The organism is Bacillus vallismortis (assembly GCF_004116955.1).
Lineage (GTDB): Bacteria > Bacillota > Bacilli > Bacillales > Bacillaceae > Bacillus > Bacillus vallismortis.
Map to the genome: position 1 here is coordinate 1657444 of NZ_CP026362.1, position 15762 is coordinate 1673205.

9 protein-coding genes are annotated in these 15762 nt (G+C 35.7%); all 9 read left to right on the forward strand.

Features of this window, described 5'->3' with window-relative positions; translation table 11 throughout:
- Nucleotides 1-3 precede the first annotated feature (3 nt).
- On the forward strand, nucleotides 4-492 hold the full coding sequence (locus BV11031_RS09115) for a hypothetical protein (RefSeq protein ID WP_010328124.1): 489 nt from the start codon (nucleotides 4-6) through the stop codon (nucleotides 490-492).
- Nucleotides 492-911, forward strand: coding sequence for a hypothetical protein (locus BV11031_RS09120; RefSeq protein WP_010328125.1), 420 nt, complete (start codon nucleotides 492-494; stop codon nucleotides 909-911). Before BV11031_RS09115 ends, BV11031_RS09120 begins: the two co-directional genes overlap by 1 nt.
- A gap of 13 nt (nucleotides 912-924) precedes the next feature.
- Nucleotides 925-1926, forward strand: a complete 1002-nt coding sequence (locus BV11031_RS09125; RefSeq protein ID WP_010328126.1) for a tyrosine-type recombinase/integrase — start codon at nucleotides 925-927, stop codon at nucleotides 1924-1926.
- Between the two features lie 142 nt (nucleotides 1927-2068).
- The gene (locus tag BV11031_RS09130) at nucleotides 2069-3235 is read left to right on the forward strand and encodes a DUF4238 domain-containing protein (RefSeq protein ID WP_164998436.1); all 1167 of its coding nucleotides are present in this window, start codon (nucleotides 2069-2071) and stop codon (nucleotides 3233-3235) included.
- Nucleotides 3236-3900: 665 nt separating this feature from the next.
- The gene (locus tag BV11031_RS09135; protein WP_010328129.1) at nucleotides 3901-4527 is read left to right on the forward strand and encodes a hypothetical protein; all 627 of its coding nucleotides are present in this window, start codon (nucleotides 3901-3903) and stop codon (nucleotides 4525-4527) included.
- A gap of 54 nt (nucleotides 4528-4581) precedes the next feature.
- Nucleotides 4582-11460, forward strand: a complete 6879-nt coding sequence (locus tag BV11031_RS09140; RefSeq protein WP_010328130.1) for a phage tail tape measure protein — start codon at nucleotides 4582-4584, stop codon at nucleotides 11458-11460.
- 43 nt (nucleotides 11461-11503) lie between these two features.
- Nucleotides 11504-12265 carry a distal tail protein Dit gene (locus tag BV11031_RS09145; protein ID WP_010328131.1) on the forward strand — a complete coding sequence of 254 codons (762 nt, stop codon included), beginning with the start codon at nucleotides 11504-11506 and terminating at the stop codon, nucleotides 12263-12265.
- Nucleotides 12266-12277: 12 nt separating this feature from the next.
- Nucleotides 12278-14920, forward strand: coding sequence for a DUF7359 domain-containing protein (locus tag BV11031_RS09150; RefSeq protein ID WP_010328132.1), 2643 nt, complete (start codon nucleotides 12278-12280; stop codon nucleotides 14918-14920).
- Entirely contained in the window at nucleotides 14920-15753 is an 834-nt protein-coding gene (locus BV11031_RS09155; RefSeq protein ID WP_010328133.1) for a hypothetical protein, read from the forward strand. Before BV11031_RS09150 ends, BV11031_RS09155 begins: the two co-directional genes overlap by 1 nt.
- The last annotated feature ends 9 nt before the right edge of the window (nucleotides 15754-15762 follow it).

The window sequence follows — 15762 nt, forward strand, 5'->3', positions numbered from 1 at the left end:
TAAATGGCATCAAAAAAGTTGAATTTAGGTTTAATCGAGGAAAGTGTCAATAAGTATGACAAGAAAGAAAAAGTCCAATTAACTGGTGACGTACATGTATTCATCTATCCATACTTCTCTCCTTCTCGATTGACAAAAATGTTATCCGGATTGATTTCTGATCAAGAAGAAGCAAAAGAAGTAGGAATTAAATCATTTAAGGATATAAATCAAGTTCAGTGGGCATTCTTTTCACTAATTAAAGAGTTTACGGACTTGGGCATTCCAAATGACATTAAAAATAAAGTCAAATGGTATCTTAAACTCGTAGACTCAGAATTCTTCCCTTTAATTATCAATAGCTTCCCTAAAGAGAGTTTAGAAAAACTGGGTAAAGCCACTGTAATGCTGCAACAAAACATAGATGAGTTATCAAAAAGATCTCAGGAAGAAGCAAATAATCTTATCCTTCAGAAGGTCGAAGAGATTGAAAGTAACACTGATCCACAGTAATGGCGAAAAACATAAAAGAAATCAAAGCTATGGTTGAACAAGCTGCAATTCAGTCTATACATAAATCTTCCTCTAACGTTAAGCAAGTCATGACCAAAACAGGTCAAGATCATGTTGAAGAAGATGTTTACGGAAACTATAGCCCCCTACTCTATGAACGCACAGGAAAGCTTAAAGACGCTTTTATAACCGCAAACGAGAGTAACGGGGTATCCTTGGACAATATTAGAGAAGATGATGGGAAAGATGTTGTTACAGTTATTGAAACCGGACAAGGTTATACTTACCCTGATTCATATGGATATGGCTACGGTAAACCTCGTCCTGTTATGAAGAATACTGCCGAGACTCTAAAAGATGGACGGTTAACAGAGGCATTAAAAAGAGATTTAAAAGTAGACGGTATTAAAATATACTAATGGTGGTGAATTAATGACCAAATCAATTGAAAAGAATATGCTCAGATCTCGAGCAGTAAAGCTTCCTGAGGTCACGGAATCAATGTGGGAGCAAGTTGACGAGGAACATAGAAACCTGGTTCAAGAGTTTTTAGATGCTCACTCGTTTAGAGATAAAACACGAAAACAATATTACTCCTCCCTTCGTCAATTCTTTTGGTGGGTACATACCTCTCTTAACGGGAAAAAGCTTTATAAGATTTCAAAGCGTGATTTCATTAGGTATCAAAGTTTCTTAAAGAATCGTGGTATGTCTTCAAGTGGGATTGCCCTCAAAAAAGCCGGTGTATCCTCGTTAAATAATTATATTGAAAATGTTGTTTCAGAAGATGATCAGAATTATGAGAAATTTAGAAACTTCACTCGTGGACTCCCAGCTATACCAAAAACAACTACATATGAAAAAGTAAAAGTTACATATGATGATTATAAGCTTATGATGAACGCCCTAAAAGAAGATGAAAACTATTTGGGGATGGCATGGCTTGCTACTGCCTTTAATGTTGGCGGACGAAGAGCAGAACTTATACAATTAAAAACAGAAATATTAGATTACCCTATTCTAGAGGGTCAGTCATATGTGATGAGTCATAAGGTATTTGGAAAAGGTAAAGGCGAAGGAAAGCCTCTTGAGTACATGATTAACACAGAAGCATTGGAGTACCTTCGATTGTGGCATGAAAAACGTGGTTATGATCATGAATATCTCTTCACTACTCAGTATGGCGGAGAACCTAAACAGATGTCAGAGTCTTGGGCTGATTATTTTTGCTCTGATGTATTATCAGACATCCTTGGCCGCCGTATTAATCCTCACCTCTTTAAGGCCTCATGTATCACTTATCTCCTAGAAGTTAAGAAAATCAAAATCGAATTGATAAGCAAATATGTAGCTCATCATGAAGATGTCTCAACAACAATCAAGCACTATGATTTACGGGATTTTGAAGAAGAAAAGAATCAAATATTTGTTTAGTTAAAATCCCTCTTTTATGCAGAATCAAGATTCCTCAGTAGAGGAATTTTGCTTAAGCATAGAATGTTCTACACAAAAAAGGAGTATCCTCCTATTTTATCGAATTATCTTATTTGAAAATAATTTAGCGAGGATGTCAGCAATGTCAAAGAATATTGTAAAGAATCAACATTATGTTTCAGAATTTATACTAAGGAACTTCGCCAATGAAAAAAAACAAGTAGTGGAATGCCAACTAAAGCACAAGAAAGCATATCCTATCAATATCAACCGCTCGATGAGCTCTAAGTATACTTATGAGCATAATAAACTTGAGCAAAATCTCCTTGAAAAATATTTCAGCAAATTGGAAAGCAAAGTGGCACCTACATTAAAAAAAATTGTTAATGAGCTAGAAAAGGAAATGAGTAATACAAGATTAGTTTATGAATTGGTTTGCTCTATCTTTATAGAATTATTAGTATTCTATTATAGAAGTGGTGCCCTACTTCATGAGTTCACTTCTCAATATGGGCTAGTTAAAAGTGATGAAAAAATAGAACTTTTGATAAAAAAGATAATCAATTTTAAATATTTAAATGATCTTAAAACAATGATAGTGAATAATTACGAGTGGTCAATAATAAAAAATGATAAAAATGATTTTATTCTAAGTGATCAATACATCAGTACAGCAGCACTTTCAGCTAAAAGTCGTTTTTTAAATATTACAAACAGACATATGGGTCTTAAAGATGTAATAATACTAATCCCAATCTCTAGTCGGTTTTATTTTGTCTTTTACAATGGGAAAAAGCCAAATTATATAAAAAAAGAGCAACTATGCACTCTAAATGAAAGTCAAACATTTGAAATAAACGTGGCTATTCTAAATAACTCTTATCAAAAGTGCATCAGTTGTAATGATGAGGCATTAACAAGAGTATTGGATAGATTTAACGAGGTGAATCCAGTCGGTTCATTTGCCCATTATAATTCTGGATATAAAGAGTTTAAAGTTAAAAAAGAAGTGTTTTTTTATGAAGAAGATCTAACATCTTATGAATTTTTTACATCTTTTCGTTTTCGTAAGTATAAGAATCTAAAAAGAAATGAAAGATGTGTCTGTAAAAGTGGCATGAAATATAAAAATTGTTGTTTGATTTATGTACAAAAAGCTGAACTTATCTTTAATGATTTCCAGCGTAATGTAAACCCTCTTTCCTACAGTGCTAATCCATACAATATTATCGAACAAAGCATTAACGAAGTATTCTCTATTGAAGAACCCCAATTATTTAAGGATATAAGATTAGCTTCTAAAAAATAAAAAAACAACGCCCCATAATTTTTCCGTATTCTCGGATAATTGGTAGAGGTGTCACATATGTTATTTTTTAAGAAATGAAAACGGCAAATCAATTATTTAAGGTGATTATTACATATTATATGAGCACGAAAACTAAATATAAAATGAGAAAGAGGAATGCATTGAGCGTTCCTCTTTTATTTAGTTAAAAATTATACTGCTAATTCGTTACGGGTCTTTTGTTTTTGAATAATCGTACGACAAAGGTGAACACCAATGAACAAATCAAACTAACCAATAACAAATTCAAAATTGAACTGACTTGTAATCCATCAGTGTTTATTTGGAAACCGAAAAACAAAGCGAAAAACAGAAAAGACAATGTGAAGGATCTAGAAAGAAAAAACTGTTTCATAAAACATCAGCTCCTTTGTTTATTTTACGCTTGTTTTCTTACTAATTGTTCCTTTTTTATTGCCGGTTAAATTAACTTATATATATTGATCTTTGACTACCAAGCCATAACCATTAATTTCGAGACCAAAGTAGAGATTCCCTCTGCCGTAAACCTCAGCATAATTAGATCCTTTTTATGTGGTGCTTTTTGTCGCTCTGGCCATCTCATATCAGTCCTATACTTTTGGAAACATGGTATAATGCAGGTAAATGATACCGGCGGTGGTTAAATGATTTGGGCAATTATTTTGGTTTTGGGGATTGGAGCTTTTTTTATAATTGGATCTCTTGGTATAGATAAACAAAAAGAGGAGGAAAAACAAAGGTTAAACAAAATTGAATCTGCCGGGAACTTCTCTTCCCAGCACAGATATGTTCTCAATCCCGATAAAAATAAAAAATTAACTTTAAAAGAGTCTGAAAATAAGTTTATTGTTCATCAGTTTAAATCAAACAATGATCTTGAAGAAATGGTTATTCCATTCGATAAAATTATTGAAGCTGAAATTTCTATTGATGATACTTCAATATCAACTGTATCTAGAGGTAGTCAAATGGCAGGTACAGTTGTCGGCGGGCTTGCTGCAGGCGGTATTGGTGCTCTTATTGGAGGGTTATCATCAAACAGAACTGAGTCGAAACAATTTAGAAAAATTGACCTTAAATTAAAACTTGATGATTTTTCAAATCCTATATTTAAACTAGAATTTTTGCCAAGTAAAAATGATCTTGGTTTAGAAAATACTAAAGGATTTAAACAAGATGACCAAAAAGTTAAAGAAGCCTTATCGAATGTTGAAATTTGGCAAGGGATTATGGAAATAGCAATACGCAAAGGGAGTAAAGTCGCTCAATAGCTGAGTGGCTTTTTTATTTTCCTCCCTCCCCTACTGAAAGGAAGTGATTCTTACTTGAGTCAAAACCTCAAAATCATATTAACCCCGCAAGCTGATACGTCATCAAAAACTGTCGAACAGTTAAATCAGCAAATCAAATCTTTAGAAAAAAAGCTTAACTCCCTCAAACTCAACACAAATATTGATTCTAAAACCTTAAAAGCTCTGCAAGAATTCTCTTCTGCTGTAGATGCGTATCAAAAAAATCTAAGCTCTTATAATCAAACAGTAAAAGAAACGTCCACAGTAATTAAGAATGCTGATGGATCAGTTGAAAAGCTCACCCAGCAATACAAGAAAAACGGTGAGATTCTTCAACGTGAAACGAAAATAATCAATAATCGTAATGCTGCTCTAAGGCAAGAAACTCAAGAGATTAACAAACTCGCTCAAGCTACTGAAAAACTAGGTCAAGTACAAAAAAAGACCGAACAAAAGAACTTACAGGGTCAAACCACTAAGGTTGTACAGAAAAATCGTAACGGTTTTGAAGACATTGTTTATACGACTGACCCTAAAACTAATGCAACTTCATCAAGAACTACAACTAATTATGATCAGCAACGGAAAGCAGTTGAACAACTAAACCAGAGCCTAGAAAAGTTGAGAGAAAAAGGACTAGTCTCTTCCCAAGTGCTCACTCGTCTCTCGACTTCAATTAATGGTGCACAAACAGCTTCTCATATTGATCAAATTGCTAACCGTATTAAGCGTCTTGATGATTCATCCACCGCTAAAGCAAAAACAAAAGAACTTGAGCATCAAGTTCAATTATATCAACGTCAAGCGCAAATAAATGTTCAAAACCTCAATACTCGTTACGGCAGTTCACTTAGCACTGCTAACTCCTCTGTCCTGCAGAATTATCTCAACTCAGTAAACCAACTCTCGGCAAGAACTCCTAATTTAAGAACACAGATGCAGAATCTAAACATGCAATTCAGAGAAGTATCTGCAAATGCATCCTCTGCCTCTAGCAATGTTTCAGGTTTTGGGGAACAATTAACACAGTCATTCAGCCGTATGCCCGCATATTTTCTGAGTGGGACAATATTCTATTCGGGCATTCAAGCATTGAAATCGATGGTGGATCAGGTTATTCAGATTGACACACTTATGACTAATATTCGCCGGGTTATGAACGAGCCTGATTACAAGTTTAATGAACTCCTTAAGTCTTCAATTGCTCTAGGTGATCAGCTTTCAAATAAAATTTCAGATATACTTGAAATCACTGGTTCATTTGGGAGAATGGGATATGATGAATCTGAACTTGGTGACGTAACTAAAACTGCTCAAATATTACAGAACATCTCAGATTTAAATCCTACTGATACAGTAAACACTTTAACAGCAGCAATGCTTAACTTTAATGTAGCAGCCGGTGATTCTATATCGATTGCGGATAAGTTGAATGAAGTCGATAACAATTATGCAGTAAGTACCTTAGATCTTGCAAACAGTATTAGAAAGGCAGGCTCTACAGCTTCTACTTTCGGTGTAGAATTAAACGACTTAATTGGGTATACAACAGCAATTGCTAGTACTACTCGTGAATCCGGGAATATTGTTGGTAACTCATTAAAGACGATTTTTGCTCGTATTGGTAATAACCAGAGTTCAATCAAAGCATTAGAACAGATCGGTATCTCAGTAAAAACAGCTGGTGGTGAAGCTAAGTCTTCAAGTGAATTAATTGATGAACTCGCTGAAAAATGGGACACGCTCTCTGATGCCCAAAAACAAAATACATCAATAGGCGTTGCGGGTATTTATCAATTGTCTCGTTTTAACGCAATGATGAATAACTTCTCCATTGCCCAAAGTGCCGCTAATACTGCCACTAATTCAGTCGGTAGCTCATGGAAAGAACAACAAAAATATGCCGATAGCTTGCAAGCTAGAGTCAATCGTTTATCCAATGCTTTTACAGAAATGTCTGTGGCATCAGGTGAAGCGTTAATATCTGATAGTATCGTAGTGTTCGCAGATGCATTAAAAAGTTTGATGCAATTAAGTGCGCAAGTAACCAAGTCCGTTGGATTACTTCCACAAGTATTTGGAGCAGCAACAGCTTCAGTTATATTATTTAACTCTTCACTTCGTGCAAGTGCTTTAACTTCAGGCACTGCAATGGGTGCAGCTCTAAAAAATCTTATTCTTAATTTTAATACTTTTACGGTTGGAGTGACAGCAGCTTCAGCCAAAACAGCAATTTGGAGTAAAATCACCGCTGCTTTTTCAACTTCAATCACAAGCTTAAAAAAGGCCGCAATGACTACTGGAGCTTTCTTAGCTGGTAGCTTCCTACCTATGGCAGCAATGATGGCCTTTGGTGTTGTTATTGAGAAGCTAATATCCTCATACTCCAAATTAAAACAAGCTCGAGAAGATTTCGAACAAGCTAAGATAACAAGTATTGAAGCTATAACAACAAACAAAGACTCAACGGATAAGTTAATTGCTCAATACAAAGAATTACAAAAAGCAAAGGAATCTGGAACCCTTAGTTCTGAAAAAGAGCAAGAATACCTTCAAGTTACACAACAACTAGCTCAGACTTTCCCAAATTTAATTGCAGGATACGATTCACAAGGTCAAGCAATAATCAAAAACAATGACGCTCTAAAAGAAGCTATTCAATATACTAAAGAACTAGCAGATCTTAATAAAGAAGATATTAAGACTGGTGCAAAAAGCAACTTTAAAGAGAGTTTAAAAGATATTGAAAAGCTAAATGATAAAATTGAGCAGTATAAACAAATTGCTGATTATTATAAAGACGGAAAAAGCTGGGATATTTTTTCTTCAGATAATGATAAAAAGAACCAAGGGATTAAAGCTGAACAAGACGCTCTACGCACTGAACAGGAACTGTCTAGCTCCCAGGCTAAAATCAGAGAACAAGTACTTCAAACTGTCGATGCGTTCAACTCAGTAAAGATCAATCCAAACCTCTCTAAACAAATTAATGATGCATTTAATAAAATTGATTTCAGTAAAATGAACCCTGATGAGCTTGAGTCATTTTCGATTAATGTAGCAAACTATATGGACGAGATACAAAGAGCTCTTCAATCAGGCAACAAAGATAACTTCTCAAAAGCTTCACAAGGGCTTGAACTGCTTATAAATCAAGCTATGAGTGGCAAAGACAAAAATAATGGTCTTGTGCTCTCTTATGGAGATCTTAAAGATGCTATTGACTCAGCAAACAATTCAGCAGAAGCATCTAAAGTAACATGGGACGAAAATGGAGAAGGTGTTGATGCTTTAGGAGAATCTATTGGCACCCTGTCTGACAAGCTAAAAGATGCTAAAGGTGACTTTGAAGCAATTAGCTCTATTATAAGTGACCTTGTTAAATCTAAACAAAATGATTTAGCTATTTCGGCAATGCAAAATGATGCTTATAATGCTATGGCTGATAACATCTCCCCTTTAAATGAATTACTTGAGAAAATGGCGAAGGGTAAAAGTTTATCAGCTACAGAAGCTATGAAGCTTATACAGAAAGAAAACGATCTTGCAGGTGCTATTTCAGTAGAAAATGGCGTTGTAAAAATAAATAGAAATGCAGTTGTTAAGCTTCGTGACACAAAACTAAAAGCGTACAATGATATGCAGCAGTCTGTTAAGCAGGATCTAATAAATCAAGCTAATGCTTTAAACAAAAAGATTAATATGTATAAATCTGAAGTTAAAGCGATCAAGACCGTTCAAGATGCTTATAATATGAAGTCAGATATTGAAAAACAAAAGCAAAAAATTCTTGATGAAATGAAAAAAGGTAATGGTGGAGCAATTCAATACCTTCCTAAAACTCAAGAAGATTTAAATCAAGTTACTGATATTACAGATCAACTTAAAGAACTTGATAAATTAGCTGATTTAGCCTCTTCTTCCCTTTCAGAGACTGGCACATCAATGGAAGGCATGTCTTCATCTGCAGAAAAAGCTTCTGAAGAAGTAAAAACTTCAATGTATGTTGCTGATAAATACAAGGAGGCATTAGAAAAAGTTAATGCCGAAATTGACAAGTATAACAAACGGGTCAATGATTATCCGAAGTATTCTCAGAAATATAGAGATGCGATTAAAAAAGAGATAAAAGCTCTACAACAAAAGAAAAAGCTTATGCAGGAACAAGCTAAGCTGCTTAAAGATCAAATTAAATCCGGTAACATTACGCAATATGGTATTGTAACCTCCACAACTTCATCTGGCGGAACCTCCTCTTCAACTGGTGGCTCATATACAGGAAAGTATTCAAGCTACATAAATTCTGCAGCTAGTAAATACAATGTTGACCCTGCCCTTATTGCAGCTGTAATTCAGCAAGAATCAGGGTTCAATGCTAAAGCACGATCTGGCGTAGGCGCTATGGGACTAATGCAACTGATGCCAGCAACAGCAAAAAGATTAGGGGTAAATAACGCTTACGATCCTTATCAAAATGTTATGGGTGGAACCAAATATCTTGCCCAACAGCTTGAAAAGTTTGGCGGTAATGTTGAAAAAGCATTGGCTGCATATAATGCTGGGCCTGGTAACGTAATTAAATATGGCGGTATCCCTCCTTTTAAAGAAACACAGAATTATGTTAAGAAGATTATGGCCAACTACAGCAAATCCCTCTCCTCTGCCACTTCTTCAATCGCCAGCTATTATACAAATAATAGCGCTTTTAGGGTAAGCTCCAAATATGGACAACAGGAATCCGGTCTCCGCTCCTCCCCACACAAAGGAACTGATTTTGCTGCAAAAGCAGGTACAGCAATTAAATCTCTTCAAAGTGGTAAAGTCCAAATTGCTGGCTACAGTAAAACTGCAGGTAACTGGGTTGTTATTAAACAGGATGATGGAACAGTTGCCAAGTACATGCACATGCTTAACACTCCTTCTGTAAAAGCAGGTCAATCAGTTAAAGCCGGTCAAACTATTGGTAAAGTTGGTAGCACAGGGAACTCAACTGGGAACCACCTTCATCTACAAATCGAACAAAATGGGAAAACAATCGATCCTGAAAAGTACATGCAAGGTATTGGAACTTCTATTTCAGATGCGTCACAAGCTGAGGCAGAACGGCAACAAGGGATAGCACAGGCTAAATCTGATCTTCTCTCCCTCCAAGGAGATATCAGTTCAGTCAATGATCAGATTCAAGAACTTCAGTATGAGCTAGTTCAATCTAAACTCGATGAGTTTGATAAAAGAATTGGGGATTTTGATGTTCGGATAGCTAAAGATGAATCAATGGCTAACCGATACACTTCTGACAGCAAGGAATTCCGCAAATACACCTCTGATCAGAAAAAAGCTGTAGCAGAGCAAGCTAAAATTCAACAACAAAAAGTTAACTGGATTCAAAATGAAATAAAAACAAATAAAGCATTGAATTCTGCTCAACGTGCTCAGCTTCGAGAAGAACTTAAACAAGCCAAGCTAGATTTAATTTCTGTTCAAGACCAGGTACGTGAGCTACAGAAACAACTTGTTCAATCTAAAGTTGATGAAACACTCAAGTCAATTGAAAAGTCATCTTCTAAAACCCAAGGGAAAATTAAAGATGTCGATAACAAAATTTCAATGACTGAAGAAGATGAAGACAAGGTTAAGTACTATAGCAAACAGATAAAGCTCATTCAGCAACAACAAAAGGAAGCCAAAAAATATATCAAACAGCTTGAAGAGCAAAAGAAAGCTGCGAAAGGTTTCCCTGACATTCAGGAACAGATCACTGAAGAAATCGAAAACTGGAAAGATAAACAGAAAGATTTCAATCTTGAGCTTTATAACACCAAAAAGTCTATCAAGGATATCTATAAATCCTTAGCTGATGAAGTTGTGTCAATCTATAAAGAAATGTACGAAAAGATGCGGGATATTGAGTTAAAAGCGCATCAGAAAGCAACACAAGACTTGATTGATGAGATTGACAAAGAAGACGAAGAAGCTAAGTATCAGAAGGAATTGAAGGAGAAAAACCAAGCAATACAGGAAACAAAAAATAAGATTAATAAGCTTTCCATGGACGACTCCTCTGAGGCTAAATCGCAAGTCAAAGACCTAGAGAAACAGCTTCAAGAACAACAGGAAGCTTTGGATGAGTATATTAAAGACCGTAGCAACACAAAACGTAAAGAAGCCCTTCAGGATCAGCTTGAAAAAGACGAGGAGTCAATCAACAACAAGTACGATGACCTGGTAAATGATGAACGAGCATTCAAAAAGCTTGAAGATAAGCTCATGGATGGTAAAATCACTGATATCGCTAAACAGCTTAATGAATTCACCAAGTTTATAAACGAGAATATGAAGTCTATTGGAAAAAGTATCTCCAATAATTTGATTGATAAGCTTAAGGACGCTGCCAATGCTTTAAATACAGTTACAACTGGAAATACAACAGGTAAAAAGGTGTCATCATTTGCTTCTGGTGGATATACAGGCACAGGGCTTGGAGCAGGAAAGCTTGCATTCTTACATGACAAGGAACTTATTTTAAACAAGACAGATACTGAAAACATGCTGAAAGCTGTAAAACAAGTTCGTCAAACGTCCACTGATAACTCAGTAAAGACTGCCTCTAAATGGGGTCAACCTGGTAAAATTTCTGATGTTTTAAGTAAGAGTATTGCTCTTGTAACACCTGCTATGAACGCCGCAGTTTCTAGTCAAACAAATCTAACAAAAGGCTTAATTCCAACTCTTAAGAACTTCTCGACCCCTACTGTACCCCCTTCTACACCTCAAGGGAATACATCAAACAATCAGAACTCATTCACAATTAATGTAACAGAAGCTAGTAATGCTAAAGAGACTGCAAGCTTAGTATACAAACAATTAGCAAATGGGCTTAAAAATACTGGACTAAATTTCAACATCACATGAGTCGGCTAAGATTGCCGGCTCTATTTATATTGGGGGTGAAAAATTGATTAGGCAGAGCCAATATTTCATGTTTGATAACGTAAAGTCGATCGACTACGGTGTGGAAAACGTTAATACAGAGTCTGGATTAGTTGAGGAATCTTTTTTAGGTTCACGATCAGTTAATGAAACTTATGTAAAAGGAAGATCAGAGCCGTACACTGAAGGCGTCAAAAGAGAATCAAAACAATTCCCTTTAAACTTTTATGTTGGTGAAAATTATGATGAGAAAAAAATAAGAGCAATTAAGCGCTGGCTAGATGTCGATGATTACAAACCGTTGGCATTCAGCGAAAATTTAGACATTGTATATTATGCAATGCCTGTGGATACAAGTGATTTAGTTCATAATGCGGCAAGACATGGATATGTTCGTTTAACAATGAAATGCAACTCCCCTTATGCATACAGTCGAAACACAAGTACCCATTCCTTTGATATATCATCAGAAATGAAAATCATTGAACTCCATAATAAAGGCGATGTTGCGATTTACCCCACTGTTGAAATTCTTAAAATTGGCGATGGCGATGTGAAAATCGAGAACCTAAGTGATTATACTGACCCCTTTATTTTCAGCAATCTAAAAGACAGAGAAATGGTTAAAGTGAATGGCGTCAAAGAAATTATTGAATCGTCTTTATATGGGAATGAAAGATATGATGATTTTAATGACAATTATATTAGATTGGATTACGGAAAAAACCGATTAAAAGTGACCGGAAAATGCAAAGTGAGATTCACTTTCAGATTTAAGTATCGATAAGAAGGTGAAAAATTGATAACTATTCGCAAGGACACAGAAATAAAAAACATACGCTTATCCCTTGCTAAGCCAGACAAGACTAAAATAGCCAACATTGATGAAGTTCTGAATCCAACTGTAACTTTAAATCATGGAAGCAGCGTGCACGAACTCTCCTTCTCTATTCCGCTTAAAGCAACCTATGATGGCATAATTAAAAGAAACCATGTTGTAGATTTACTCAAACCCTGGTATTTAATTAAAACTGAATTTTACGGACTTACTGTTTGGTTTATTATTACTAAAAGAACTAAGTCACACAGTAGCGATATGGATACAATACAAGTTGAATGTAGGTCACTTCAACATGAATTAAGCAGAATGAGCGTTCTTAAATATGAGGAGACGTCTAAAAACCTGCAGGAAGTAGTTACAGACTGCTTAAAACATACAAGCTGGACGATTGGATACATAGATACTCTCTTTAACATAAAACGAAGACAGTTTGATGTATCATCGACTAACAAGCTTGATTTCTTATATTCAATTTGCGAAAAGTTCGATACAATTCCAGTCTTTGATACAGTAAAAGAAACTGTAAGCTTCTATAAAGAATCTGACATTTCCAAATACAAAGGCCTTAAACTTAACCCCCGACTGTATATGATTAGCATGGACGATTCGGATGATGCAGATGAATTAATAACAAGACTATATGCTACTGGAAAAGATGGTATCGGTATTAATTCAGTGAACCCAACTGGACAATCCTACATTGATGACTTTTCTTATTTCCTCTTCCCCTTTCAACGTGACCAACAACGAAATGTTATTTCCCAAAGTGCCTATATGCCAGATGAACTTTGTCATGCAATTCTTGATTACAATGACCTTGTTAATAACGAAGGAAATGCGTTTAATAAACTCCTCACACAAAAGAACGAAGCTGAAATTAGTTTAACCGAATTGAATAATGAGCTTTACACCCTTGACCTTGAAGTCCAAAAGCTATTAGATCGAATTGAAGTTGCGAAGAAATCTGGAGATGACACAAGTCAACTGAAAGCTCAACTCGCCATAAAGCAGAAAGCAGTAGTAGAAAAGAAAAACCAAATTGCTACGATTGAATCAACAATTTCTCAAATATCTGCTTCAATTTCCAAGCTTAAAAAAAAGCTTTCTTTTGAGAACAATTTTAGTGAAAATCAGCAAAAACTGCTCTCACGTTTCATTTCAACAACTGAATGGTCAAATGACAGCATCTATGACGAGAATGAACTTTATGATGATGCTAATGAAGAACTTGAAAGTCGCAATACACCGCCAGTGAATGTAACACTAGATATAGTGAACTTTTTTAACTGTCTTAGTGAAAAACATAACTGGGATAGGCTCAGTTTAGGAGACATAGTACGAGTTCAACAGAATGATTTAAATACCGATATTAAAGCCATACTTTCAGCAATAACAATTGATTTTGAACAATCAAATATTAGTGTCACAGTTACAAATGGAAAAAGAGTTCAATCTGATTTTGAGAAAATCATAAAGACTGTTTACAGAACAAACAAAATAAGTACTGAACTAAATAAAAGAAAGATCGAATGGGACAAAGCAACTGAAAACTTCAATATTCGAAATGACAGAATTTCAGTGCCGCCGGCCTCCCCTGCTATTGCTTCTGATGGCACTGCAATTACCCATAAGGTAAATGATAACGGGTCAGTTGATATTACCATTCAGTGGGACTATGTTGATTCCGATGAGGACAAATACAACATCGATGGATTTGAGATTTACTTGCACGGTAGTGATGACAATGAAGAGTACACATTTGGCTCAGTGCAAGCTAGCGAGAACTTACAAAATGTTAAATATGACAGACGCACAGCCACTTTTACGGGATTACCTTCAAATATGTTCTACACTATTGGTGTTCAAGCTTATCGAAGAGTTGATGCGGATATAGACATAAATCAGATTCTTCTTTCGGATATAGTTAAATCGAATCATCCTTCTGAAAACCCCTACCTCCCTTCTCCTTCTGTTGAAGTTAAAGGAAGCCTTAGTGGAAAAGTTAATGGCCTCTATACAATCTCTACAGAAACAAAGCCTGAAATCCCTGAGGCAGGAACAATTTGGATTGATCCCAAAACAAATAAACAAGAGCTTTTTAACGGCGAACAATGGATTGTCTCTTCCTCTGGCTCGGCAGACTCCTTGAACGGATACATAGCATCAACAACTAACTTTCCAAATTCTATACCTGTTCGTAATGACTCAGGTGTAATTAATGCCTCTATTGATGGGAATGCAGAATCATTAGGTGGCAGATTAGCCTCAGAATATGCTCTAGTTGAAAGCATTCCAGTCACACCCAAGTTTGCTAAAGGAACTTATATTGGTGATGGGACTACGAGCAAACTAATCCCTCTCACCTTTTCTCCAGACATGGTCAAGATTACACCTATCTCTTCTGAGGATAGCCAGTTGGTTATTGAAAGCTCTTCTGGAGGCTATGCATATCAAATAACTTCTTCTGGACTCTCTTTAATAGGAGGAGATTTAAGTTATGGTGCCTTGGGAGACAAATTATTTGTAACTGGATCTGATGCTAATTGTAGAGGAAATAAATTAAACGTCAAATATATTTGGGAAGCATACCAACAAAATTAATGGAGGTGATTAATCTGACTGATTTTGCTGAGCTATATAACGATCCGATTTTAAGCAAAAAAAGAAAAGGAACAGTTGAAGATCCCTACTTAACATATAATGAATCACTTACGGTTTACAATGGTAGAGTTCTTCTAACTGAAGTTCCCAACCGTGAATTCCGGGTCGAAGTTATTGGCGATAACAAAGAATGGCGAGAAATTGAAGATGGTGAACTTGAAAACAACTATTTTAAAGTTGATTACCTAATGGGTGTTGTATTTTTCAAGGCTACAAATGAAGGAAAATCGCTTACATTCAAATATAGTGGCGAAGGAGCCTCCTTCTTCCCTGCCTCTCGAATTTGGATTAAACGCCAAGGAAACATGGTTGTCGAAACTCTTCAGGGGCTTATTGATGAAGCCGAAGATGCAATTATTCGAATGAATGAGCGAATTGCTGAATGTGAGCGTGTTACAAAACGCTGTATTGAAATTACAAACTGGTGTAGACAAGCTACCTCTGATTATGAGTATGTTGTTGAAAACACCAGAAAAATATATCTGCCAATGGTTTATACATATAGCGATTTATTGAACACCTACCCTACCCCTCAAATAGGATGGGTTGTCACGGTTAAAGAATCAGGAATTGAGTATCGATGGGATGGCTTTGACTGGATTAATATTAGTATTTCAGATCAGTTTGATGGCTATGATGTTGTTTGCAGTTATATTGAACCTTATAACATAAGAACAATATGGCTTAGAACAAATAATGCACCAGTGAAAAAACGAGTAAAGACTTCTGTAGAGACTCCTGATGGCAGCATGATTTGGATTCGCAGAAGTTAAAGGAGGTTA